General features: G+C 73.4%; 15 protein-coding genes. 11 read left to right on the top strand and 4 right to left on the bottom strand.

Annotated features, from left to right (window positions below; all coding sequences use genetic code 11):
* Nucleotides 1–82: 82 nt before the first annotated feature.
* The 3 genes from WMF36_RS08540 to WMF36_RS08530 all read right to left on the bottom strand — a co-directional run bounded on the left by WMF36_RS08540 (nucleotide 83) and on the right by WMF36_RS08530 (nucleotide 5,678).
* A complete protein-coding gene (locus WMF36_RS08540; protein ID WP_437579122.1) occupies nucleotides 83–877 on the bottom strand; it encodes a hypothetical protein in 795 nt (264 codons plus the stop codon).
* A 192-nt stretch (nucleotides 878–1,069) separates the two neighbouring features.
* On the bottom strand, nucleotides 1,070–5,089 hold the full coding sequence (locus WMF36_RS08535) for a protein kinase domain-containing protein (RefSeq protein WP_437579121.1): 4,020 nt from the start codon (nucleotides 5,087–5,089) through the stop codon (nucleotides 1,070–1,072).
* A gap of 262 nt (nucleotides 5,090–5,351) precedes the next feature.
* Entirely contained in the window at nucleotides 5,352–5,678 is a 327-nt protein-coding gene (locus tag WMF36_RS08530; protein WP_437579120.1) for a hypothetical protein, read from the bottom strand.
* Nucleotides 5,679–5,796: 118 nt separating this feature from the next.
* Here WMF36_RS08530 and WMF36_RS08525 point away from each other — a divergent pair, with 118 nt between their 5' ends.
* From WMF36_RS08525 to WMF36_RS08475, 11 genes are all read left to right on the top strand, one after another.
* Nucleotides 5,797–10,053, top strand: a complete 4,257-nt coding sequence (locus WMF36_RS08525; protein ID WP_437579119.1) for a HEAT repeat domain-containing protein — start codon at nucleotides 5,797–5,799, stop codon at nucleotides 10,051–10,053.
* Entirely contained in the window at nucleotides 10,050–10,640 is a 591-nt protein-coding gene (locus WMF36_RS08520; protein WP_437579118.1) for a hypothetical protein, read from the top strand. Before WMF36_RS08525 ends, WMF36_RS08520 begins: the two co-directional genes overlap by 4 nt.
* On the top strand, nucleotides 10,628–11,701 hold the full coding sequence (tsaD, locus tag WMF36_RS08515; protein WP_437579117.1) for a tRNA (adenosine(37)-N6)-threonylcarbamoyltransferase complex transferase subunit TsaD: 1,074 nt from the start codon (nucleotides 10,628–10,630) through the stop codon (nucleotides 11,699–11,701). The genes WMF36_RS08520 and tsaD overlap by 13 nt, the downstream gene beginning before the upstream one ends.
* A gap of 292 nt (nucleotides 11,702–11,993) precedes the next feature.
* A complete protein-coding gene (locus WMF36_RS08510; RefSeq protein WP_437579116.1) occupies nucleotides 11,994–13,013 on the top strand; it encodes a hypothetical protein in 1,020 nt (339 codons plus the stop codon).
* Nucleotides 13,003–14,892 carry a hypothetical protein gene (locus WMF36_RS08505; RefSeq protein ID WP_437579115.1) on the top strand — a complete coding sequence of 630 codons (1,890 nt, stop codon included), beginning with the start codon at nucleotides 13,003–13,005 and terminating at the stop codon, nucleotides 14,890–14,892. The genes WMF36_RS08510 and WMF36_RS08505 overlap by 11 nt, the downstream gene beginning before the upstream one ends.
* A gap of 11 nt (nucleotides 14,893–14,903) precedes the next feature.
* Nucleotides 14,904–15,950, top strand: a complete 1,047-nt coding sequence (locus tag WMF36_RS08500) for a PEGA domain-containing protein (protein ID WP_437579114.1) — start codon at nucleotides 14,904–14,906, stop codon at nucleotides 15,948–15,950.
* A 308-nt stretch (nucleotides 15,951–16,258) separates the two neighbouring features.
* Nucleotides 16,259–17,590: a PGRS family protein gene (locus tag WMF36_RS08495; RefSeq protein WP_437579113.1), complete on the top strand. Its 1,332-nt coding sequence runs from the start codon at nucleotides 16,259–16,261 to the stop codon at nucleotides 17,588–17,590.
* A gap of 339 nt (nucleotides 17,591–17,929) precedes the next feature.
* Complete coding sequence (locus WMF36_RS08490; RefSeq protein ID WP_437579112.1) at nucleotides 17,930–18,967, top strand: protein kinase domain-containing protein; 1,038 nt, start codon at nucleotides 17,930–17,932, stop codon at nucleotides 18,965–18,967.
* A gap of 51 nt (nucleotides 18,968–19,018) precedes the next feature.
* On the top strand, nucleotides 19,019–20,020 hold the full coding sequence (locus tag WMF36_RS08485; RefSeq protein ID WP_437579111.1) for a PEGA domain-containing protein: 1,002 nt from the start codon (nucleotides 19,019–19,021) through the stop codon (nucleotides 20,018–20,020).
* Nucleotides 20,021–20,416: 396 nt separating this feature from the next.
* On the top strand, nucleotides 20,417–21,736 hold the full coding sequence (locus WMF36_RS08480; protein WP_437579110.1) for a hypothetical protein: 1,320 nt from the start codon (nucleotides 20,417–20,419) through the stop codon (nucleotides 21,734–21,736).
* Nucleotides 21,737–22,568: 832 nt separating this feature from the next.
* Nucleotides 22,569–22,805 carry a hypothetical protein gene (locus tag WMF36_RS08475; protein WP_437579109.1) on the top strand — a complete coding sequence of 79 codons (237 nt, stop codon included), beginning with the start codon at nucleotides 22,569–22,571 and terminating at the stop codon, nucleotides 22,803–22,805.
* A gap of 243 nt (nucleotides 22,806–23,048) precedes the next feature.
* Here the strand turns inward: WMF36_RS08475 and WMF36_RS08470 are convergent, their stop codons facing one another.
* Complete coding sequence (locus tag WMF36_RS08470; protein WP_437579108.1) at nucleotides 23,049–24,695, bottom strand: serine/threonine-protein kinase; 1,647 nt, start codon at nucleotides 24,693–24,695, stop codon at nucleotides 23,049–23,051.
* Nucleotides 24,696–24,752 lie beyond the last annotated feature (57 nt).

The raw sequence follows: 24,752 nt of genomic DNA, 5'->3' as shown, positions 1-24,752 counted from the left end.
GACGATGCCCGCAGATCACGGCGTGAGTGCCGCGCTGGCCAGCCTCGTCCTTGTTCAGGAGGTCAGGGACCGGCGCGCGCGGCTACTGCCGGTAGATCGTCACCGTCGTCGGCATCTTGTGGCCGCCGCCGGCGCAGTTCCGGAAGCTGCCGTCCGACGCCGGCGCGCCGCAGTGCGCGTCGCACCCGCCGAGGACGTCGACGACGCAGTCCTGCGTGTCCACGCCCGCCCCGCCGCACACGCGGCGGATGAGCGTCGCCCCGGGCGACCTGCACGCGAACCGGAGCTGCTCCGGCGCGAAGAGATCGCCGAAGTAGGCCCCCTCCCGGTGAGGGAAGGACTCCCGCTCGGCGGGATCCGCGTCAAGGGCCTTGTTCTGGCCACGCATCGAGATGGGGAGGCTCTCCCCGAGGTGGTTGACCCTGGCCAGCATGCAGGCCGACACCCAGCCCTGACATCGTGCGTTGCAGTGCCCGCGCGCCCTGCCCCACTGGGGCGAAAGACCGACGTCCCCCTCGAATACGTGAGTCTCGCCGTCCAGCGAGACCTCCACGGACTGCCCCGCAGGGAGCGCGCAGCCCGCCACGTAGGTCAGGAACTCGCGGGCCAGGGGATCCCGCAGCGCGCTCATGACATCACTGCTGCTCGCGATCGCGGCGCTCGTCAGCGGGTTGCCCGTGAGCGCCCCCGTCGCGAGCCTGTCCGTCGTGAGCGCGCTGGCCGTGAGCGCGTTATTCGTGAACGCGTTCCGCGTGAACACCGCTTGCGCCGCCGTCTCGCTGTCCTCCTCGACAGGATCGGCTTCATTGATACAGGCCGGCAAGCAGACACTCACCAGGCCCAGGAACGAGATCGCGAGTACGATACGATTTCGCATAGCCCCCTCAACACAAATGAAACACGCATCGGGAATTTCCTCAACGCATTTTCAGGAGAAAACTTAAGATTCTGCGCCTGCGGTGAGCTCGCGAAAGCAGCGAGAGAGCGGCCGATCAGGCGCGCTCGTGGGCGGCGCGCGGACCCCGGGAGAGCCGCTGGCAGGGAGTCCTACGTACGGCGGATCGCAACGTCACGAAGCATCGCTGTCGCCGAGCCACCGCGCCGCGAGCGCGAGCGTCTCGCCGTTGTCGAGCGACGAGAGGAACTGAGCCCGGTAGCGAGGATTCGAGATCTGCCCGGCGCGGGAGAGCACGCTGTGGCGCGCCCGCGCGATCGCGGCGATCGCTTCATCGTGCCTGCCGCTCGCGAAGAGGGCCTCGGCCCGGACGAGCCGGATCAGCGACTCGCCCTCCTCGACCGCGCCGAGCGACTCCAGGAGGGAGAGCGCCTCGCCGGACAGCGCGAGCGCCTCGTCGGCGCGGCCCCTCCGGAGCAGCACGCGCGCGGAGAGGGCCCACGCCGCGGCGCGCAGCGGCGGCGCGCTCTGCAGGAGCTCCGCGGCCGCGCGGGCCTCGGCCTCCGCGGCGGCGAGGTCGCCGCCGAGCAGCGCCGCCTTCGCCAGGTAGGCGCGGGCGACCCCCTCGGCCCGCGGATCGCCCAGCCGCTGGAACGTCGCGATCGCCTCCGCCTCGACCCGTCGCCCCTCGTCGAGATCGCCGCGGGCGATCATCACGTTGCCGAGGTTGCTGCGGGCGAACGCGGCCAGATCCGTGAGCTCCATCTGCTCCGCGGCGCGCAGCGCGGCGCGCAGCGCGGCCTCGGCCCCCTCGTAGTCGCCGAGCTCCATGGTGATGGCGCCCAGGTTCACCCGCAGCGAGCAGGCGTTGCGCCGGTCGCCGCTCCGCTCGAACACCGCGAGCGCCGCCTCGATGCCCTCCAGGCAGGCCCCGGGGTCGCCGGAGGTCATCGCGCGGATGGCGCGCGCCTCGTAGAGCCTGGCGAGCACCTCGACGTCGAGCGCTCGGCCCTCCCCCTCGCTGCGCTCGAGCGCGGCGATGATCCCGTCCGCGGCGGCGTAACGGCCGCCGAAGACGAGCCAGAGGGCCCCCTCGACGAGCGCGATGTCCCTCCGGGTCAGCGCGCCCTCGCGGGGCGACGCGCCCCGCGCCGTCACCACCCAGGACTCGACGCGATCGAGGGCCCCCTGCTTGCCAGCGGACATCACCACCTCGGTCACGGCGGAGTACCAGGACGGCGAGCCCGGCTCGAACAGCGCGATCGCCTCGAGCGCGCGCTGCTCGGCCAAGGCGAAATCGCCGCGCCACACGCGGGCCTCCGACTCGACGAGGAGCAGCCCGCCCGCCTCCGCCCCGGCGGCGCCGCACGCGCGGCCGCGCTCGGCGTGGCGGATCGCGGCGAGGAGGTCGTTGCCGCGCAGGGCCTGCTCCGCCGCGCGCCGGTACCACGCCGCCGCCCGCCCCGGCTCGGCGCCGCGCTCGAAGTGCTCCGCGAGCTCCGCCGCGTCGCCCTTCCCCTCCCCTTCCAGCCACTCGCCCGCCAGCCGGTGGCCGAGCTGCCGGTCGTAGTCGGTCAGCGCCCCGTACGCCGCCTCGCGCACGAGGCCGTGCCGGAAGCTGTGCTCGGGCTCTGTCGTGCCCGCCTCGCCCGGCAGGTCGAGATCGAGCGCCGCGGCCTCGCACGCCGGCGACGCGTCGCGCTCGGGCCCGTCGCCGAGCACCGCGCGCGGCGGGGAGGAAGAGCCGGCGGAGGAGGGGCCCTCGCCGCGCGCGCCGCCCCGACCCGGCTGCCGCCTCGCGACGATCACCTCGCGCTCGACGAGCTCGGCGAGCCGGTCCGCCACCTCGGCGTCGGCGCCGCCGAGCAGCGCGGCGACGCCGGCGGGCCGGAAGCTCTGGCCGAAGACGCTCGCCGCCCTGAGCACACGCCGCGCCTCGGGGTCGAGCGCCTCGAGCCGCGCCTGCACCATCGCCAGCACCGTCTCCGGCAGCGCGGCGCCTCGCCCCTCGGCCGCGGCGCGGATCTGCTCTTCCAGGAAGAAGGCGTTGCCGTCGGCGCGCTCGACCAGCGTGGCGACGACCTCGTCGGTGACCGCGTTGCCGAGCGCCTGGCGCACGAGCCGCTCGCTGGCGCGGCGCGAGAGCCCCGTGAGCTCGACCTCCTGCACGCCGCGGCCGGCCCATAGCTTCGGGAACATCTCGCGCACCTCGGGCCGGCCGAGCGCCAGCACCATGAACGGCGCGTCGCGCAGGTTGCGGAGGGCGCTGTTGATCATGGTCACCGTGGGCAGGTCGCCCCAGTGCAGGTCCTCGAGCACGAGCAGCACCGGCTGCGCCGCGCACTCGGCGCGCAGGAACTCCTCCCAGGCGAGGTGCAGCTGATCGCCCATGAGCACGGAGCTCCGGCGCGCCACCCGGAGCGCCTCGCTCTCCTCGTCCGGGAAGGGCGCGCCCACGAGCTCGCCGAGGAACGGCGCGAGGCGGGCGCCGTGCGCGCCGTGGCCACCGACGCGCTCGCGGATCTTGCGCTGCACCGCCGCGGCCAGCGCGCCGTCGGCGACGCCGAGCGCGCGCCGGAGCACCTGCGCCAGGAGGCCGAAGGCGGCGCCGGCGCTCATCGGATCGCCGCGCGCGATCCAGACCTCCATCGGCTCGCCCCGCGCCCGGAGGCGCCGGAGCAGCTCGGTGCGCAGGCGCGATTTGCCCAGGCCGGCGGGGGCCGTGACCAGCACCGCGGACGGGGTCTGCTCCTCGATGCACTGGACGAAGGTCGCCTCCAGGAGGGACAGCTCGCGGTCGCGGCCCACGCACGGCGTCGGCTTGCCGAGCAGGCGCGGCACGACCTCGAGGTCGTCGCGCTCGCCGCGCAGGAGGTGGCCGGCGTGATCCGATGCGAGATCGAACCGCGCGCCGAGCAGGCCGGCCGTGACCTCGTCGATGCGGACGACGCCGGGCCGCGCCGCGTCGCCGGCGAGGAGCGCGGCGGCCTGATCGATGAGGTTGCCGATGGGGGAGCGGGCGGTGAGCTCGGTGCGCCCCGAGACCAGCGCGACCGGCGCGCCGCCGAGCAGCACCTGCATCGCGAGCGCGCACCGCGCCCCCCGGGCGGCGAGATCGGTCGGCGCGACGGCGCCGGACAGCACGACGACGGGGGAGCGCGACTCGATGATCTCGAGGCGGCCCTGGTGGCGCTCGGCCAGGGCGCTGAGCGCGCGCACCCGGAGCGCGTCCTCGCCCTCGGACCGGGTCGCGTCGCTGTCGAGCGCGCCGTCGCGGGCGAGGAGGAGGCAGATCATCCGTCGCTCGCCGGTCGTGAGCTCGGGGGCGGGGCCGCCGATCGGCGAGGGGAGGCCGCGCCGCGAGCCGGGCGCGACATCGCCGAGCGACGCGAGCTCGGCGGCCACGGCCGCGCCGTCGCGAGGGCGGTCGCGCGGGGCCTTGGCGAGCATGCGGGTGACGAGGTCGTCGAGCGCGGCGGGCACCTCGCCGCGGAGCTCCCGGAGCCGCGGCGGATCCTCGAGGAGGACCTTCACGAGCACGGAGAGGCCGTCGTTGCCGACGAACGGGGGCCGGCCGGTGAGACAGCGGTAGAGGACGCAGCCGAGGGCGAAGACGTCGGCGCGGGCGTCGATGGTGAGCTCGCCGCGCGCCTGCTCGGGGGCCATGTAGCCGGGGGTGCCGAGCATCACGCCCGGCATGGTGAGCTCCTGGCCCGCCTCCGCGACGCGCGCGACGCCGAAGTCGAGCAGGGTGACCTCGTCGACGGAGCCGCCGACGAGCAGGAGGTTGCTCGGCTTGAGGTCGCGGTGGACGATGCCGAGCCGGTGGAGGGCGCCGAGCGTGGCGGCGACGCGCGCGCCGAGCGCGAGGCTCTCGGTCACGGTGAGCGGCTCGCGGAGGAAGCGCTCGGCGAGCGTCTCGCCGGCGAGCCACTGCATGGCGAGGAAGAGGTCGCCGCCCTCGGTCGTGCCGTGGGCGACGTACCCGACGATCCCGGGGTGATGGAGCGTGGCGAGCGCCTGGGCTTCCCGGACGAAGCGGAGCATCTCCTGGGGGCCCTTGCGCTGGAGGATCTTCACGGCGACCGGCGAGCCGGTGAGCCGGTCGCGGGCGCGGAAGACCTGCGCCATGCCGCCGGCGGTCGCGTGGCCCTCGATCTCGAAGCGGTTGCCGACGACGTCACCTGCGCGCATCAGCGGTACCCCCGCGGCGGCTCCGGAGCCGCAGCGCTCGCCAGTGCGGTGCGTCGGAACCCATCGCAGTGGCCGAGGATATCCAGAACCGCGCCGCTTCCAGGCAGCAATTTATCTTGTAAGCAAGGCAACCGTTGCGAGGTACCGGGGAAGGTTTGTCGCGGGGCGATGGAAAGGTGTGCAGGACATTGTGCTCCGTACCACAACGCGTGTCCGGAGCGGTCATTCCCGCGAGCGTCCGTCCTCGGCTCCCGAGAGGGCCTCATCGACCGGGCTCACCCAGGCGCGCTTTCGTCGAAGGAGGCTGCCCCAGCGCGTGCACGGGCGCGGCGCCGGCAGGGCCCAGGATGAAGCCGTGATAGGGCTTCTCCGGCTCCCGGCCGGCGGGGTCCTGATAGGACATCACCGTGACGAAGAGAAAGAGCTTGTCCTCGAGGGCGGCAGATAAGAAGTTCCGGAACAAGCGCGTCACGTCATTGAAGACGTCGTTCAGGTCGCCGGACTGGATGGGCGTGTCGTACTCGTCCGCTCCGCGCAGGGGACTGTCTCCGCCCGCGTCCTGGGGGTAAAGCCCTCCGCCGGACGGCACGGGGCGCCTGCCGAGCTCACCCGCCCGGCGCGCCGCGGCGCCCGGACCGCGCCCCTTCCTGGAGGCGCTGCCGCCGCTCCGCGTGGCCCGCCGCGCACCGCCGGTCTACCCTACCCCCGTGCGATCCCTTGTTCTGGCCGGCTGCCTCGCGGTCCTGATCCCCGCAGCCGCGACGCTCGCGGTCCCGCACGCCGCGGCCGCGGATTTCGATCCCTCCGGCCGCGGCAAGCGGCCCAGGCCCAAGGCCCCGAAGCCCGGCGGCGGCAAGCCGGGCCCCGCCGCGCGGCCGCAGCCCGGACCGCGGCCGCAGCCCGGACCGCGGCCGCAGACGAAGCCCGAGGCAGGCGAGAGCGGCGACGCGAAGCGGGACGGGCCGTCGAGCGACGCGCTGATCGCACGCTACACGGCCATCGTCATGAGCCAGCCGAGCGCGCCGTTCCCGCTCCAGCGCCTCGCCCAGCTCTACCGCGAGCGCGACGGGAACCTGAAGAAGCTCGTCGAGGAGTTCGAGCGCCGCGCCGCGCAGCCCGGCGAAGGCGCCTGGGCCTCCAAGGTGGTGCTCGCCGGCATCTACAAGCAGGACGGGCGCTACGACGACGCCATCAAGACGTACGAGGCCGCCATCGCGGACCGGCCGGCGGACCCGGCGGCGATGATGGCGCTCGCCCAGCTCGAGGCGGACCGCGGCGACAAGGCCCGCGCGCGGGCGCACTACGAGAAGGCGCTGCCGCTGCTCAAGGTCACCGCGGACGTCGAGCAGACCCGGCGCACGCTGCTCGCGCTCTGCCTCGACCTCTCGGACTTCGACGCGGCCAAGGCGCAGCACGATGCGCTCGTGAAGAACGCGCAGGGCTCGCTCTTCGTGAAGGCGGAGCTCGGGCGCGAGCTCTCCGCGCGCGGACACCACGCGCGCGCCGAGGCCGAGTTCCGCGAGCTCGTGAAGGCCGCGACCGGCGACAACCGGGCGCTCGCGCCGGCGCTGCGCGACCTCGGGCAGGCGCTCGCCAGGCAGAAGAAGATGGACGAGGCGCTCGCCGTGCTGAAGCGGGCGCTCGCCATCGCCGGCAACGCCGCGGGGGTGCGGGCCGAGATCCTCCTCATCATGACCGACGCGTTCCGCGCCGAGGGGAAGCTCGCGGAGCTCATCACCCTCCTCGAGGCCGAGAAGGGGCAGGACTTCCAGCGGCTCTCGACCCTGGGCGCGCTGTACGAGGAGACCGGCGACGTCGACAAGGCGATCGCGATCTACAGGAGGGCGCTCGCGCTCGACGGCAAGCACATCGACACGCGGCTCCGGCTCGTCCACCTGCTCCAGACCGCCGGCGAGCTCGACACCGCGATCCGCGAGTACGAGCTCCTGATCAAGGCGGCCCCGAACAACGCCGACTTCGTGTTCGAGCTGTGCGAGACGCTCATCCAGCGGGGCGATCGGCCCAAGGCGCTCGCGCTGCTCACCCAGCTCGAGGGGCGCGTCGCGGACGAGCCCGAGACGCTCGCGGCCATCGCCGACTTCTACGAGCGGGTCGAGGAGAAGGACCGCGCCCTCAAGGTGCTCCAGCGGCTCGCCGGGGCCGCGGGCGGCGATCCGAGCCACCTCGTCGACCTGGGCGATCGGTACTTCCAGGCGGGCGACAAGAAGAAGGCGCTGGAGACCTGGGCGCGCATCAAGCAGGTCGTGCCGAGCCGGGCGCGCGCCGCGGCCACCCTCGGCGAGGTGTACCTCGACCACGACATGGCGGCCGAGGCGCTCGCCGCGCTTCGGGAGGCCGCGCAGCTCGAGCCCGCGAACGCCCGCTACAAGAAGGCGCTGGCGATCGCGCTGGAGCGCACCGCGAGCTCGCTCGGCAACGCCGCGCCGCGCTACGGGGAGGCGCGCGAGCTCTGGGAGCAGCTGCTCGCCGGCGCGGGCAACGACAAGCTGCTCGCGCGCGAGGCGCGCGCCCACATCGTCAGCCTCTGGTCGCTGACCCACGAGCTGCCGGGCCGCGTCGGGCCGCTCGGCGCGCGCTTCAACGCGACCCCGCCCGACCTGGAAGCGGGGCGGCTGCTCGCCGAGGTGCAGCGCAAGCTGCACCGGCTGCCCGACGCCGAGGCCACGCTGCGGAAGCTCGTCCAGGCCGCGCCGGGCGACGAGGACTCGCTCCTCGCGCTGGAGCGCGTGCTCGTGCTCCAGCAGAACCTCCTCGGCGCCATCGACGTGCTGGGCAAGCTCGTCGAGGTGAACCCGAAGCGGGCCCGCGAGTTCTACCAGCGCATGGCGCAGTACGCCGCGGAGCTCTACCGCGACGACGACGCGATCCGGTACGCCGCGCGCGCCGTCGAGCTGTCGCCCGAGGACGCGAGCGGCCACCAGAAGCTCGGCGACATGTACCGGAGGCGGCAGGATTTCCCGCGCGCCATCGCCGAGTACCGGCAGGCGCTCACGAAGAACGACCGGCTGTTCCCCGTCTACTTCGACCTGGCCGAGCTGCTGCTCACCGCGGGGCAGGCCGACGAGGCCGACCGGCTCTTCCGGCGGGTGGTGCGGGCGTCGAACGACGAGGAGCTCGTCGCGCGCGCGGCGCGGATGTCGATGCAGGTGAACCTCGGCAGGAGCTCGCTCGAGGTGCTCGAGCGCGAGCTCCTGCCGGTCGCGGTCGGCAACCCGCAGAAGCCGCTCTACCGGCGGCTGCTCGTGGAGCTGTACGGGGCGATGACCTTCCCCCTGATGCAGAAGGTCCGCGCCGACGACCGCGCGACGAGCGCGCCCGCGCGGGCCGAGCTCGCGAAGATCGGCGCGCGCGCGGTGAAGCCGCTGCTCGACGCGCTCGCCGACGAGAAGGAGTCGCAGCAGAAGATCGCGATCGAGGTGCTGGCCTACGTCGAGAACAAGAGCGCCGGGCCGGCGCTCTACAACTTCGCGATCGGGCAGGCGGACAAGGGCCTGCGCGCCCGCGCGATGATCGCGTGCGGCGCGCTGCGCGACCCGGCGATGCTGCAGCGCTACGAGCAGATGCTCGCGCCGAGGGATGCGGCCGCGAGCGTGCTGCCGAACGACGCGGTCGCGGTCGCGGCGACCTGGGGCGTGGCCCGGCTCGCGGCCGGCGGCGGCCGGCCCGCGGCGGCGAAGGCGGAGGCGCTGCTCGCGCGGCTCCTGTCATCGCCGGCGCCGGAGGTGCGGGCCATCGCGGCGATCGGCCTCGGGCTGACGCACGACCGGAGGCACGCGGCGGCGCTGTCCGCGGTCGCGCGGGCGCCCGAGGCCGGCTCCATGCCGCGCGCGGCCGCGGTCCGCGCGCTGGGCGAGCTCGGGGGCGGCGGCGAGGGGCCCGCGCTGTTCATGTCGCTCGCCGACTCCAGCGAGCCGGAGCTCCGCCGCGCGGCGCTGATCACGCTCGCGCGGCTCGGCGGCGGCGGCGCCGGCGAGGCCGACGCGTCCGCCTCGCCGGGGCCCGCCCAGGCGATCGCGGCCGGCGCGTTCTCGTCGGATGAGGGGCTGCGCGCCGCCGCGGTGTCGGCGGCGGTCGCGCTCACGCGGCGGGAGTACCCGCGCGCGCGCGAGCCGCTGCCCGTGCCGGACGGGGCGCTGACGGTGAAGGACGTGCTCGCGGGGCTCGATCCGGATCCGCCCGGCCCGGAGGACCGCGCGGCGGCGCTCGTGGCGCTCGGCCCGGCGCTCCAGAAGGCGGCGGTCGCCGCGGTCGCGACGTCGCCGGAGCGGGCGCTTGTCGTCGCGGACGCGATCCTGTCGCGCGGCGCGGGCGTGCCCGGCGACGCGGGCGGCGAACGCGGCGCCGCCGGGGGCGGGGCGGCGCTCGGGCTCGCGCCGTTCACGGAGGCGCGCGCGGAGCTCGCCCCGGAGCTGAAGCGGCAGGTGGAGGCGGCGGTGGAGGGGGTCGCGGCCGCGGTCGTGAGCGGGTTCGTGGCGCTCGTGCGGCACCCGGCGATCGAGGTGCGCACGCGCGCGGTGGAGCTGCTCGCGACCCGGCCCGAGCCCGAGGCGCAGGCCGCGGTGGTCGACGCGCTCGGCGATCCGGAGGAGAGCGTGCGGCGGGCGGCGCTCGCGGCGCTCGGCGCGGTCCGGCACGAGCCGACGATCGCGGCCGTCTCGGAGCTCCTGCGGACCTCGCCCAGCTGGCCGCTCCGCGTGCGCGCGGCGGAGGCCCTGGGCCGGCTGGGCGCGCCGGCCGGCGGCAGGTCGGGTCAGGTCGCCGGGACGCTCGGCGCCGCGGCCCGCTCCGACGCGTACGCCCTGGTGCGCGAGGCGGCGGCGCGCGCCCTCGCCTCGGCGGATCGCGCGGCGGCGGCGCCGGTGCTGAAGCAGCTCGCGGCGCGCGACCCCGAGCCGCGCGTGCGCCAGGCCGCGGCCGAGCTGATGCGGAGCGCCGCGCCTTGAGCTGCGCCGCTCTGCCCGGGCCGCGGCGCGTCGCGCTGCGGCTCGCGCCGCTCGCCCTGGCCGGCTCCCTGAGCGCGGGCGCGGCGGCCGGCTGCGACGACGTGAGCCGGTTCTCGACGGCCGACGGCGAGGCCTACTGCGGCGCGATCACGCTGGGCGGCGCGTTCCGCGCGGGCCTGAGCCCGCGGGTGCAGATGCGGCTGTCGCTCGACGCGGACGCGCTCGACGGGCCCGAGCCGCCGGGCGCGCTGTGGACCTACGAGGCGCCCGACGGGGCCACGCCGGAGCGGCGCCTCCTCGACGGCGCGCCGCTGCGGCCGATCGGCGCGCTCGCCCACGATCCGCTGTCGCGGCTGGAGCTCGGCGAGGGCCGGGAGCGCAACGCGATCTACGCTGTCAGCGCGTCGGATCCGGAGGTGGAGCCGCTGCTCGCGATCCTGTCGCTGCGCACGGACGGGTCGGTCGAGGTCCGCCTGCTCCGGCCGGGCCGGGAGCCGCTCGCGTCGGGCGAGGCGCCGGGGGAGGGACAGCGGCAGGTGTTCGGCAACTTCAGGCTGACGCGGCGGACGGGAACATGCGGGTTCTAGGGATCGAGACATCGTGCGATGAGACGGCGGCGGCGGTGGTGACCGAGGGGGGCGACGTCCTCTCGGACGTCGTGCGCAGCCAGGTGGCGCTGCACGCGCCGTACGGGGGTGTCGTGCCCGAGATCGCGGCGCGCGATCACGCGCGCGCGGTGGTCCCGGTGGTGCGCGAGGCGCTGGCGCGCGCAGGCATGACCGTGGCGGACCTCGACGGCGTCGCGGTGACGTCGCGGCCGGGCCTCGCGGGGGCGTTGCTCGTCGGCATGCAGGCCGCGAAGGGGCTCGCGTGGGCGGCGGGCAAGCCGCTCGTCGGCGTCGATCACCTCGTGGGGCACCTGCTCGCGGTGTTCCTGCGGCGGGACGGCGCGCCGCTGCTGCCCTCGCCGGAGCCGCGGCCGTCGTTCCCGTACGTCGCGCTGCTCGCCTCGGGCGGGCACACGGCGATCTACCGGGTGGACGGGCCTGCGATCGGCGCGATCCGCGAGCTCGGCGCGACGCGCGACGACGCGGCGGGCGAGGCGTTCGACAAGGTGGCGAAGCTGCTCGGCCTCGGGTATCCGGGCGGCCCGGTGGTCGACCGGCTCGCGGCCACGGGGGACGCGGCGGCCGCGGCGGAGGCGGTGCCGGCGCTGATGGCGCGGAAGGAGTCGCTCGAGTTCAGCTTCTCGGGCATCAAGAGCTCTGTGGCGCGCCACGTGGCGAAGCGGGGGCGGCCGGAGGGCCAGGCGCTCCACGACCTGTGCGCGGCGTTCCAGGGCGCGGTGGTCGACGCGCTCGTGCAGAAGACCGTGCGGGCCGCGCGCGCCGAGGGCGTCGAGCGGGTGGTCCTCGGGGGGGGCGTCGCGGCGAACCGGGGCCTCCGGGCGAGGATGGCGGCGGCGTGCGAGCGGCGCGGGCTTGCGCTGTTCATCCCGCCGTTCGCGAGCTGCACGGACAACGGGGCGATGATCGCGTATGCGGGCGCGCTGCGGCTCGCGGCCGGGGAGCGGGACGCGCTGGATCTCGCGCCGGAGACGAGGACGGCGCTGCCGCGGGTGACGCGGAAGGGCGGCGGCGTGAGGTGAGCGGGGCAGGCCGGTAGCGGGACATCGCGGGGAGCGGGCTGCGGCGACGAGGGCGCAGGGCACTCGTCTGTGGGGCGCGGTGGCGCGTGTGGGGCCATGGCGGGCGGTGGCGGGCGGTGGCGGGCGGTGAATGAGCGGCTCGTGCCGAGGATTACCTCGCACTTGTCCGCTGCGGCGAGCCGTGGTCTGATGAGAGCTCAGGACTCAGGCCGGCCCGCGCTGGCCGTTTTCCGGCCGCACGGGACAGGACAGCTTGGGAGAGCCGCCCGGCGGGGCGCGAGGGTTGTGAGCCATGCAGGTTGTTCTACCGATTGTGCTCGGGTTGATTGCGGTGGCGTGCGGCGCAGGCGCCGTGTTCCTGCTGATGCAGGTGATGCCGTTGAAGCGGCAGCTGAAGGACGCGAACCAGCACATCGAGGCGCTCCGGCAGGCCAAGGGCCAGCTGGAGCAGGTGCGGGCGCAGTACGCTCAGCTCCAGCAGTCGCTCGACATGGCGCGGGGCGAGGACCGGCAGAAGGTCGACTGGCTCGACGCTCAGCAGAAGGAGATCGACTGGTACAAGAGCGAGCTCGAGAGCCGGCCGAAGATCACGCAGAAGCGGTACAAGATCCTGACGCTTGGCATCAAGTGGACCGGCAAGACGTCGCTCACGCTCAAGTGGGCGAATCCGCTCGTGGATCTCGGCACGCTGCAGGGCACGAAGATCGAGCGTTACGAGCGGACGGTGAGCCACGTGCAGACGAAAGAGGTCTTGACGGAGCACGTGTTCGAGGTCGGCGACTGGGGCGGCGAGCACATCGTGGACGCGCAACAGGAGCTCATCATGGAGGAGATCCACGGGCTCCTGATGGTGGTGGATCTGGCAGGCAAGGACGGGCAGAAGCTCGAGCCGTCGCGGATCCAGGAGCAGCTCCGGGAGTTTCAGCCGCAGTCGCTGCAGTTCTTCTTCAGCCCGAAGACGCTGGCGTCGTGCAAGGCGGTGGTGCTGTTCATCAACAAGTCCGATGTTCTGTCCGGGACGCCTGCCGAGGTGGAGAAGGAGGCGCGCGGGTATTACAAGCCGCTCATCGACAGCCTGGAGCGGTACAAGAACCACATCGATATCCGGGTGCTTGTCGGTTCGGCCAGCTACGGGCACAGCACGCACCATCTGTTCTCGCATTTCGTGGAGCGCATCCTCCCGAAGAACGCGTACGACCCGCAGCTGCTCCAGCGGATGAAGCAGGACATGGGGCCGAATCCGGCGCTGTCGCGGACCGCGCAGCTCCCTGCCCCGCAGATGCCGCAGCAGGTCAGGCCCAATGTACGGTAGCGAGGGCGCCTCGGGGTATGTGATCCCGCGGTATCGCGCGCCTGCGGAGGCGTCGTGGTATCACGTGCTGCACGGGAACATCCCTGGGCATCAGATTGATTTCATGTACTGCCCCGAGGTGCCCCAGGGGGCGCTCACGACGACGCATTTCAGCCACCTGGCGCGGCTGATGAAGTACATCGAGCCGGCGACGGGGGCGACGCATGCGTTCGCGATCGGCAACCTGTCGCGCGACGACACGCAGCATGAGCCGGGGCACGGCGCGGTGGGGCTCATCTTCGGGTTCCGGATCGGCGGCGCGATCGATCACGCCGGCCGTGGGAATCCGCCGTTCGCGCACGGTCTCGTCGCGGTGGATCGGGACCTCGGTTACACGTCGCTCTTGGAGGCGTCGGCGACGTTCTACCGGCATGTGATGAACGCGACGGAGGTCAACTCGTCGGCGGGCATGTTCTACCGCGAGTACGCGGGCGCGGTGCGCGAGGCGCCGGAGCGGGTGGCGCACGTGCTGGAGCGGTATGTCGAGGAGTTCGGGGATCTGCCGTACCTGCGGCGGAGCAGCGCGACGTGGGACTGGGTGGCCGACGAGGGGGCGCTGCCAAAGCGCGTCGTGATCGTGCACAAGCACGATGAGCCGTTCGGCGCGATCGCGCATGCGGCGGCGAAGATCGCGATGGTGCTGTACCGGTCGAACATCAAGTGGACGTCGATCACGAGCGGGCGCGAGGCGGATATCCCGGGTGGGGTCTCGGTGCGGTTCGTGAGGGAGCGCGACATGACGATGGAGGATCGGCACGGGGTGCTGATCCGGATCGAGGACCTCGCGGAGGACGAGGGGGAGATCGCGCGCAAGGTGTTCGGGGCGCGGCCGCAGGGCGAGCAGGAGGACAACAAGCCGCAGTTCGGGGGTTGGCGCGAGCGGTACGCGGCGCAGCAGGGAGGGACGGGGCCGCTGGGGGTGCCAGCGCATGGCGTGGGGGGCGCGATGCCGGGGGGCGCGCTGCAGGAGCGCCGGGTGTCGGCGTCGACGCCGCCGTCGCAGCGGGGTGTGGGGCCCGGGTGGAACGACGCGCATGCGCCGGGAAGGCCGGGCGGCGGGAGGGTGGAGGCCGGAGCCGGCGTGGGGGGGGCGGCGGGAGGGCCGGTGTCGCAACCGGCATCGCAGCAAGTTGGACCGAAGGGGACGCTGGTCATCGACGCGGAGAAGCTGCTGGGGAGCGCGGTGCTGACGGCGGGGGTCGAGGCCGGGGGCACGGGGCCCGTGCGGATGGGCCAGGCGGGCCCGGGGAATGCCGCCCCGGCGCAGGCGGCGGGCGGCGTTGCGGGGCGCGCGGCGGGCGGCGGGGCATGGAGCGCGCCGGCGGCGCCGCTGCCGCCGTTGCCGGTCGTCGGCGCGGAGGAGCGCGACGAGATCCCGGTCATCGTGGACAAGCCGGCGTCGTCGCGGAAGTGGATCTTGGCCGTCGCGGGGCTCGGCTTCGCGGTCGTGGCGGGCATGGTCGCGGTGCTGGTATCGCAGCGGGCCCCCGGGGTGGGGACTGCAGCGCCGGACGCGCCGGGGGCGGGCGTGGCGCCGCCCGCGGGGAACGCAGCGCAGCCAGGGCCGAGCGCCGAGGCCGGCGCGGCGGCGGCGGGCTCGCCTTCCACGACGGCGCGGCCGGAGGCGACGGCGCGGCCGGAGGCGACGGCGAAGCCGCAGGCGGGGCAGGAGCAGCCGCAGCAGGGTGAGGAGCCGAAGACGCAACAATCGGGGCGGACCAGGAACACCAAGGGAGGTGGGGCCGCGACGGGGCGCTTTGAAGCGAAGCCCAGGGGGGGTAAGGTGCCGCCGTCGCGCACCTCCGAGCCGCCTCTCCCCGAAGGGAAGCCAGACTTCTGATGACTCCGACGATGACGAAGCGTCCGCTGCTGTGGAGCTGGAGCGTGGCCGTGGCGTTGATGGCGCAAGCGGCGGGCGCACAGCAGCCAGCCACAGCGGCCGCGGCTGGTGAGAGCGACGCGCTGACGGACAAGGCGCGACAGCTTTACGAAGAGGGGAGACAGGCGGCAGCGGCAGGGAAGTGGGCCGATGCGCGCGCGTCGTTCCTCGCGGCGTGGGCGATCAAGCCGCACTACCAGATCGCCTCGAATCTGGGAGTGTCCTGCCTGATGCTGGGCAGGAATCGTGAGGCCGCGGAGTACCTGACGCGGTACCTCCGCGAGGCGCCTGCCACGAAGGTGAAAGAGCGGCAGAGCGCGGAGGCCTCGCTGAAGGAGGCGCTCGCAAAGGTCGCATCCGTCACGGTGCAGGTGGCGCCGCAAGGGGCGGAGGTGACGGTCGACGGGGCGGCCGTGGGCAAGGCGCCGCTTCCGGATCGGGTGTTTTTCGATCCGGGCAAGCACGAGATCGGTGCGAAGCTCGAGGGGTACGTGCCTGCGACGCGTCCCATCGTGGCGGTGGCGGGCCGTACGGAGACGGTGGTGGTGCAGCTCGAGCGCGCGCCGGCCCCTGGCGTAGGAGTGCGCCCCTTCGTGGTGGCGCCGGGGGCGCCGGCGGCGCCGCGCGCTGATCTGCGGACGCCGGTGCTCATCGCAGGCGGGATTGCGGCGGGTGCCGGCATCGCGACGGGCGTGGTCTTCGCGGTGCTCGCCGGCGGACGAGCCGATGATGCGGAAGTGGTCAGGAAGGAGCTGCGCACTCGATGGAACGGCGAGAAGCTGTGCCCCGAGGGGGACGTTCCGAAGTGCAGCGACCTCAAAGACGCCGTGTATGACGAGATCGAACTCGGCAACGTCGCATTCTGGAGCCTCGTGGCGGGCGGAACGGTCGGGGTCGGCACGCTGGTCTACGGGCTTGTGACGATGAAAGCTGAGCCTCCGAAGACGGTCACGGGCACACGCGTGGAGCCGCTCCTCGGACCAGGCGTGGCCGGGCTTTCGTTCAGCGGAAGGTTTTGAGCTTACGCACTTCGAAGGGAGAAGGCCGTACTATGCGTCGTCGCGCCCATCTTGCTGCTGTGATCTTCCTGGGGACGATGGCCATGGGAGCGATAGGACCTCGATGCAACGTCACCTGCGAAGACATACCGGAGGAGCTACAGGATGACTGCCGCTCGGGCGGAACGGCAGGAGGGACGCCGGATCCCTCGCCGCAGTGTGTGCCAGGAGCGGGCGAAGGCTGGGAGGCGGACGGGTCGTGTGGGATCTTCGTGAGGGCGACTGGGGACGATAAAAACTCCGGGACGCCGGACGCGCCGGTCCAGTCGTTGGAACAAGCCATCGCCCTCGCGACCGCTCGCACCGATCCCAAGACGAAGAACGTGTATGCCTGCGCCGAGACGTTCAACGAGGTGATCGAGATCCAGGCAGACGTGACGCTGTTGGGTGGACTCGACTGCGAGAACGGCTGGCGATGGATAGGCGAGCAGACCCGGACGACGCTGACGGCCGATCCTGGGGCAATCCCCCTCACCATGCACGAGGACATAGCAGTTCGGATCGAGGACTTCGATGTCGTTGCGAGCTCCATTCCCCAGGACGATCCGGCGATGCTCGGAGCGTCGTCCATCGCGGCGGTTGCCGATGGCGTCACAGTTTCGCTTGCGCGCTGCACGATTGCGGCAGGTGATGGCGCGCAAGGCGCTACTGGACGCCAGTACACAGACAATGCCAAGTCCGGTGAAGATGGGAACCCAGGTCTTGAGGCGTGCATGCCAGGTTCTACCCCCGGGGGCGAGGAAGAATACAATGATTGCGATGATGGCGTCGAGGACTCCATCGGCGGCAGCGGCGGATTAGGACAGACGAGCAGCGGTGCCCCAGGCATCAGGGGCACGCCTGGTGGGTCCGACAATGGCGGAACCGGGCAGGCGTCAACTGCGAACCTCTGCACCAACGGCGACGATGGCGCACCTGGCGTTCCCGGCATGCCGGGCGCGGGCGCTGGGGCCACGGATCTCGGGACCCTTTCACGAAACGGTTACACCGGCGTACCCGGTCAGAACGGCACCTTCGGGGTGACCGCGCAGGGTGGCGGTGGCGGCGGTGGCGCTCGCGGTATTCCCAACGTTGCCAACCCCATGCCGGCGCGCACCTGCCCCGGCGTTGTCAAGGGAGTCGGCGGCGCCAGCGGCGGCTCGGGCGGCTCGGGCGGCTGCGGTGGCAAAGGCGGCCTCGGGGGCGCCCCCGGCGGCGCGAGCATCGCGCTGGTCAGCCTCTACTCTACCCTCGAGTTCCACGGCGTCACCCTGAAGACAGGCCGCGGCGGCGGCGGGGGTAACGGCGGGCCAGGACAGCGCGGCGGCGACGGGAGTCCGGGAGGCGCAGGCGGCAAGCCGCCGGCTGACTCCTCCGGCCTTGACGACGCCTGCGCGGGCGGCCGCGGCGGCCGCGGCGGTAACGGCGGCATCGGCGGCGGCGGCCGCGGCGGTCATTCGATCGGCCTCGCCTATCTCGGCACGCCACCGCCGATGGACGCGAACGAACTCAGCTTCGACCTCGGCGACGCTGGTCTCGGCGGCGAGGGTGACGAGAACGCCCCTGTGCACGACGGCGCCCCCGGAGCCGCCGAACCGACGCTCGATTTCACCCCCCCGTGACGCCGTAGCCCCCTCGATGGCCCCGAACGACTCTCGCGCTCCCGCAATGGTCGCGCGATCGCCGCCGGCGTCGCCCGGCACGGCCCACCTCCCGAGGCGCCACCTCTCCGCCGAGCGCGGCGCATCTGAGCTGTCAGCGCCCCCGGCCTCCGCGGTGCGCCGGATCAGCGGTCTGCCACGTACCCGCGCAGGGTGAGTCCGCGCACCCACCCCATCGCCGCCTGCCCCGCGCCGCCCTCCCCCAGCCGTCCCCACCAGATCCTCCCCAGCTCACCCCCGCCCCATTCCTCGCCTGCCCCGGATCCGCTAGGCTCCTCCCAGCCTCCCTCCCGACCCCCCATGCACCTCGGCGCCGGCTCCGTCCTCGTCGGCGAGTACCGCCTCGAGCGCCCGCTCTCCCGCGGCGGCATGGGCTCGGTCTGGGTCGCGCACCACCTCCAGCTTGGCACGCCGGTCGCCGTCAAGTTCATGGACCCGGCCTACGCCAACTCTCCGGCGTTCCGCACCCGCTTCGAGCGCGAGGCGCGCGTGGCCGCCCAGCTCAGGACCCCGCACGTCGTGAAGGTGCAGGACTTCGGCTTTCACGAGGGCGTCCCCTACCTCGTCATGGAGCTCGTCCAGGGCGAGGACATCCATGCGCGCCTCCTGCGCCGCGGTCGGCGTGACCCTCGGAGCGTACTATGGCGCGCAGGCCGAGCTTGCCTCCTCCGCAGCTGCCCCGGCGACCGACGAGCTCGCGGTCTCCGGCCCGGGGCAGGCCACCCGTGCGACGCCGTCCGACGACCCCGCGACACGTCCCTCGCCGCCGTCGGGCGCTGCGCCTCTCGTCGAGCCGTCCGCGCCGGTGACGGACGCGGCTGCAGAACCCTCCGCGCAGGACCCCACGCCCCCCAGCGCGCCAGCTGCCGAGCCCCCCCAACGCGCCAGCATCCGACAGCGCCAGCGCCCCGGCTGCCCGTCCTACGAGCACGCCGACGGTCGATCGCAGCCCGCCCGCAGCAGAGACCGGCAAGCAACCTCCGGGCCACCCCACGGCCGACAACCCCGCCCCCCAGCGATCACCGCCGCCGCCATCACGGCCCAGCCCGCCGCAGCCCTCGAGGAAAACGAAGCCAACGTGGGGGATCTGAGGACGAGCTCAAGGACGGAAGCAGCCGTCTCCGGTGCTCCGGGGCGCGCCTCTCCGTCGATGAAACCGCGGTTCAACGCCCCCTGGGACGCAAGGACGGCCTTGGGACGTTGCGGAGCTGCTGCACTATCACGCCCTGGCTGAAACGGGTTCATCAACGCTTCCGAAATCGCGCAGAAGCGGTACGGTTCGAATTCCAGGGTCGGCAAGGTGCTGATGTCCCCTTGCTCCCGACGCAGCTCCTTTGATGAAGCAATGCCCGACCGATCATGACGACGAAGCGCCCGCTGCTGTGGACCATGAGCGTAGCCATCGCCTTGCTGGCGCCCGCCGCCGAGGCACAACCGGCGGCCCCCCGGGCCGAGGCGCAGGAGAGCGACGCGCTGACGGACAGGGCGCGCCAGCTCTTCGAGGACGGGGTGAAGGCGGCCAACGCGGGGAAGTGGGCCGATGCGCACGCGGCGTTCCTCGCGGCGTGGGGCCTCAAGCCGCACTACCAGATCGCCTCGAACCTGGGCGTGGCCTGCCTCCGGGTGGGCAAGCCGCGCGACGCGGCCGAGCACCTCACCCGCTACCTCCGCGAGGCGCCCGCGACGAAGGTCCAGGAGCGGCAGCGGGCGGAGGCGTCGCTGCTGGAGGCGCGGGCGCAGGTCGCGGCCGTCACGGTGGAGGTCGCACCGGGCGGGGCCGAGGTGACGGTCGACGGGGCGATCGTCGGGCGAGCGCCGCTCGCGGATCCCGTGTTCCTCGATCCGGGCCGGCATGACGTGGGAGCGAAGCTCGACGGGTATACGCCGCAGGCGCGGCCGGTCGACGCGACCGCGGGGGGCACGGAGACGGTGGTCCTCGCGCTGCAGCGCCTTCCGGCACCCGACGCGAGGCGTGCCGGCGCTGAACGGAGCGTCTTGCCGGCGCCCGGGGTGTCACTGGACGGAAGGAGGACGGCGGTGCTCGTCGGGGGTGGGGTCGCGACCGGCGTCGGCGCGGCCGCGGGCGTGCTCTTCACGGTGCTGGCGAGCAACCGGGCCGGAGATGCCGAGGCGCTGCGGACGACGCTGCTCGCCGGAGATCGGAACCAATGCACAACCCGGCCCGCACCAGCGGCGTGCACTGAGCAGGACCAGGCGGTCCACGAGAGCCGGCTGTACAGCAACGTGGCGTTCTGGAGCTTCGCGGGGGCCGGGACGGTCGGCCTCGGGACGCTGCTTTATGCCCTCGTGAGCGGCCCTGACGCCCGCGTGCAGGTGACGCCCACGGTGGGAATCAACGACGTGGGGCTCTCGGTGGGCGGGATGTTCTGACGACGGTGACTTCAGGATGATGGAGAATGGCTGATGCCTCGGATTGCTCGTACCCCCGCGCTGTTCGTCCTCGGCACGATGGCCGCCAGCCTCGGTCTGGCGGGCTGCTTCCCGTTCCCGCTCAATGACGATTGCGAGCACAAGCCCCTACGCTGTGAAGCGAATCAGGGCGGGGCAGGGGGAGACGGAGGCGTGGGCGCCGGTGGGACCGGCGGCGCAGGGACCGGCGGCGCAGCAGGGAGCGGAGGTGCTGCGGGGACCGGGGGTGAAGGGGGAGGGCCGACGCCCGTGGTGTGCGTGCCCAGCGACGGGCCGGGCTGGACCGCGGACGCGACCTGCGGCGTGTTCGTGTCGGCCACGGCGAGCGACGGGGGTGACGGGACCCCGGACGCGCCGGTGAAGACCCTCGCGGAGGCCCTCCAGCTCGCCGCGCAGATCGAGGACACGCAGGCGCGGCGCGTGTACGCGTGCGATGAGACGTTCGAGGAACCGCTCACGGTAACGGCGGGCGTGACCCTCTACGGTGGCCTCGATTGCGACGCACATTGGCAGTGGGGGGAGGCGAAGAAGACCACCCTCACGGCGCCGCCCGGGGTTGTGCCGCTGACGATGCGCGCCGAAGGCGAGACAGTGCGCCTGGAGGACCTTCATGTCATCGCTCCGTCGATCGCTGCGATGGCCGACGCCGGGACCTCGGCCATCGCAGCGATCGCCGAGCGCTGCGCGGTCGACGTGGTTCGGTGCACCTTCGAGGCGGGCGATGCGGCGCCCGGTGCCCGGGCGGCGGCCCCTCCGCAGCCCGCGCGTCCCCCCCAGGGCAACGCGGGGAACCCTGCATGCTCGGCGACAATCGTATCGACTGTTTCGCCGCTGCCCGAGACCTGCGGCACAGCGGACCCCTCCGACGACTCGAGCGGCGGGCGGGGCGGGCATGGCTTCCAGGACCGCGGGACCTATGGCATCACCGGTTCTCCCGGCGCGGAGGACAATCCCAATGGTGGCGAATACCTTGTTGCAGGCGGGACGTGTACCCAGGGCGGGCCAGGCAGAGCGGGTGACAGCGGCGCACCAGGCCCAGGGGCACTCGGCATCGGCCAGCTCTCCAGCGCCGGCTACACCGGGTCGCCCGGCAGAGATGGCCAACACGGAAAGACCGCCCAGGGCGGCGGAGGTGGCGGCAGCACCCGCGGAAACAGCGAATGCCCTGGTACTACCGAGCAGGGCGGTGCCAGCGGCGGCAACGGCGGCGCTGGCGGCTGCGGCGGCGCTGGCGGCAGGGGCGGCTCTCCCGGTGGGTCGAGCATCGCCCTGGTGAGCGTCAACGCAACCCTCACGTTCCGTGATGGCGTCCAGCTGATCGCCCGGGATGGCGGCAGGGGGGGCGACGGTGCCGCCGGCCAGGACGGCGGACCTGGCGCGCATGGCGGGCCGGGCGGGAGGGGTTCGCCCGATGCCTTCGTGGCCAACGGCTGCGACGGCGGGCAGGGCGGCCAGGGAGGCTCCGGCGGCCGGGGCGGCGGCGGGCAGGGCGGCCATTCCCTCGGCCTCGCCTTCCTGGGCACGCCGGACACCATCCCGTCCCTCGAGGGCGTCACGGTCCAACTCGGCCTCCCCGGCACCGGCGGCGCTGGCAGCGATGACCAGAACCGCGGCGACGCAGGCAAGGCCAGCGGCATCCTCGACTTCTCGCCTCCGCAGCGCGCTCCGGCGCCATGAGGCGCTGCCGGCGCCGCGGCCGAGGTCTGCCCCTCGCCCGCGCGGAGGTCCGACGGCCCTCTGCGAGACGCTGAAATTCGAGGCACTCCTAAACGTTTCGTGGGTGTTCGGCATGCCTGGTGGTCCGGCGCGCTCGTCGCCCTGCTCCCGAAAGCGATCGCCAACGCATCCGCATGGCGCGGATCGCTCGAGCGGTTGTCTCGAATGGCGCGGCCGCCCTCCTTGCGCATCGCCGTGCTCGATGCCGAAGAAGGCCCGCTCTCGAGTGTGCTCGGGCCGGAGGGCGCGCGATTCTCGTTCGACCTCGATGAGCTCTTCGATTTCGTCGAACAGCAGTCAGACCGGAAGTCGGAAGGCCCCCCGGTCCCGCCCGGTCCAGCCCTGACGCCGCAGCAGCGCGCGGACTTCGAGCAGGCGACCGGCCGCACCATGCCCGCGCCCGAGACGGCTGCCGCCCTCCAGGCGTGCTTCCTGGAGGGCGCGCGCGCCGCCGCAAAGAACGACTTCAAGGCGACGGCCGAGGCCTATCGCCGCGCTCGCGACCTGTGCCACGGCGAGGGCCTCGCGGCCCAGGAGGCCGGGGCGACGTTCGCTCTCGGCAGCGCCTACCTGGCTGCGGGCGCCCGTCCCATGGCGCAGGCCACCTATGGCCAGGCGGCGTTGCTCGCCGCGCAGCAGCAGCTGTGGAGCATTGCATGCCAGGCCAAGCTCGGCGAGGCGGGCGTGGGATGGATGGGGAGCGACTTCGTGCGCGCGGCCCGCGCGTACGCCGAGGCAGCCTCGCTGGGCCGAGCGCGGGGACATCGCCCAGCTCCGCATCGAGGCGCTGCGGATGGAGGGCCTATGCCATCAGCACCGCGGCGCCGAAGCCGAAGCGACGCAGGCATGGCGCAGAGCCATCGACGCGGGCACGGCCGCGGAAGAACCGGCGCGCCGCGCGAGCACCTTTCGCGAGGTGGTAACGACTCTCGCGGACCTGCTCGAGCGGCGCGGCCTCCGGCCGCAGGCAATGCACCTCCGTGCCCTTCTGGACACCATGGACGTCCAGGAGCCCAAGGGGCACGCCTGATCAGACAAGCAGCAGCGGTGCGTCGAGCTCGTCCCGGGGGTGGACGGGAAGATCGACGATGGCCGGCCAAGACCCAAAAATCGCCAAGCTCGGGTCTGCTGCCCTTTGTCGGTCTGTCGCTGATCCCCGGAAGGCCCTCGTTGCTACCCAGGACCTTCGTCTTTCCGGTCGCGGTAGGGACGGCCCTTCGTCGCCATGCTGGCCGACTCGGGCCGCCCCCCGCACAGATCCCAGCGTACGCTGCTAACGCACTGGGCTCTTGCCTCGGGTACGGACGTCGAAGCGCTTCTGGGGCCAGGGATGCAGGACGCGGGGGATCCACCGGGCGGCCAGTCGCACGCCGATCGCGCAGGCCCAGCGCGGTGGAGGCGCATGAGGGCGCAGCGCACAGGGCGCACGTCGCGGCGAGCTCGAGAGCGACGCCGTGGTGCGACGGGCGTCAAGGAGACGGGCAGGCTGCTCAGAACGGTCGATGCGGCGCGGTTTTCCCGCCCGCATCATGGCCATCGCCGCCTGGTGCTGCGCCTCGGCGGCCTTCCCTCGCATCACAAGCGTCCCACGAAGCGTCACCATGGGTCCGGCGCCGGCAGCTGGGGCTCCGGCGCTCGTGCCCGGCGCCGTTCCTACTTGCGAGGCCTGCGCGGTCGCCAGCGCGCTCTGCACTATCGGCGCGCTCTGCACCACCGACTGGGCGCCCTGCATCGCGTGCGCGCTCTTCACCACCGGTGCGCTCTTCACCACCGACTGCACACCGTGCATCGCGTGCGCCCCCTGCACCCCCGCCGCCGCGCCCTGCCTCACCCCCTGCGCGCCCTGCCTCGCCGCCGTCTTCCCACCGCCGTTCTCTGCCGCCGGTGCCCCCGGCGGCGCCAGCGGCACCGTCGTCTCGATCTCCTCTGCGCCGACCGCGCTCCCCTGCCCTCGCGCCGGAGCCACCACCGTCTCCTGATCCGCCGTGCTCCCCAGCGGCGGCCTCCCGCGCTCCGCCTCCCCCGCGCCCTCCCCCCGGAGGGCCCCCGCCTCGCCCGCCGCCGACGCGACGAACGCCGCGAGCTCCCGCGCCACCTCCGCCGCGGTCCCGAACCGCTCCTGCCGCTCCCTGCGCAGGCACCGGTCGACGATCCTCACGAGCCGCTCGTCCACGCGCCGCAAGTAGCGAGATACCTTCGGGATCTCGCCCGACAGGATCTGCGACAGCAGCTGCGGTCCCTCGCCCTGAAAGGGCCGCACGCCGGTGAGCATCTCGAACAGCATCACCCCGAGCGACCAGAGATCCGCCCGCGCATCGAGGTCCTCGTCCGCGCGCAGCTGCTCCGGGCTCATGTAGACCGGCGAGCCCACCACATCGAGCGTCGATGTCACCCCGCTCGCCGCCGCGAGGCTCTTCGCCACCCCGAAGTCGAGCACCTTGACCACGAAATCGCCCGCCTCGGGTGGCCGGTGCAGGAACACGTTCGCCGGCTTGAGGTCGCGGTGCACGATCTGCACGGCGTGCGCCGCGGCGAGCGCGCCCGCCACGTCATGCGCGATCCGGGCGGCCAGCGGCGCCTCCAGACGGCGCCGCGCCTCGAGCAGCGCGGCCACGCTGTCGCCCACGAGCAGCTCCATGATGAGGCACGGCTCGCCGCCCTCGGTGCGGGCCACATCGATCACGTCGACGATGTTCGGATGCTGGAGCGCGCCGCACGACTGCGCCTCGCGGAGGAGCCGCTTGCGCAGCGACGGATCAGGACGGGCGATCACCTTGAGCGCCACCTCGCGCCCCGTGGCCTCGTTCCTCGCGGCCCAGACGACCCCCATCGCGCCCTGCCCGATCTTGCGGCTCAGGCGGTACTTCCGCGCGAGCAGCATGCCCGGAAGGAGCTTGTACGCCTCCATCGGTTCCGACATATGCCCCCCGGGTCGCGCCGTCAGCCCACCGCGGGCTTACCATCGCTCCAGCGCGAC

Source organism: Sorangium sp. So ce887 (assembly GCF_051521455.1).
In the GTDB taxonomy this organism is placed as follows: domain Bacteria; phylum Myxococcota_A; class Polyangia; order Polyangiales; family Polyangiaceae; genus Sorangium.
Note: the sequence above shows the minus strand (reverse complement) of the source record. Positions and strands in the feature narration are given on the sequence as shown.

What these genes read in the sequence shown, in the direction of transcription:
- WMF36_RS08540 (WP_437579122.1), bottom strand. Translation starts at nt 877, where the DNA reads ATGCGAAATCGTATCGTACTCGCGATCTCGTTCCTGGGCCTGGTGAGT.
- WMF36_RS08535 (WP_437579121.1), bottom strand. Translation starts at nt 5,089, where the DNA reads ATGCGCGCAGGTGACGTCGTCGGCAACCGCTTCGAGATCGAGGGCCAC.
- tsaD (WP_437579117.1), top strand. Translation starts at nt 10,628, where the DNA reads ATGCGGGTTCTAGGGATCGAGACATCGTGCGATGAGACGGCGGCGGCG.
- WMF36_RS08510 (WP_437579116.1), top strand. Translation starts at nt 11,994, where the DNA reads ATGCAGGTTGTTCTACCGATTGTGCTCGGGTTGATTGCGGTGGCGTGC.
- WMF36_RS08505 (WP_437579115.1), top strand. Translation starts at nt 13,003, where the DNA reads ATGTACGGTAGCGAGGGCGCCTCGGGGTATGTGATCCCGCGGTATCGC.
- WMF36_RS08500 (WP_437579114.1), top strand. Translation starts at nt 14,904, where the DNA reads ATGACGAAGCGTCCGCTGCTGTGGAGCTGGAGCGTGGCCGTGGCGTTG.
- WMF36_RS08490 (WP_437579112.1), top strand. Translation starts at nt 17,930, where the DNA reads ATGCACCTCGGCGCCGGCTCCGTCCTCGTCGGCGAGTACCGCCTCGAG.
- WMF36_RS08485 (WP_437579111.1), top strand. Translation starts at nt 19,019, where the DNA reads ATGAGCGTAGCCATCGCCTTGCTGGCGCCCGCCGCCGAGGCACAACCG.
- WMF36_RS08475 (WP_437579109.1), top strand. Translation starts at nt 22,569, where the DNA reads ATGGAGGGCCTATGCCATCAGCACCGCGGCGCCGAAGCCGAAGCGACG.
- WMF36_RS08470 (WP_437579108.1), bottom strand. Translation starts at nt 24,695, where the DNA reads ATGTCGGAACCGATGGAGGCGTACAAGCTCCTTCCGGGCATGCTGCTC.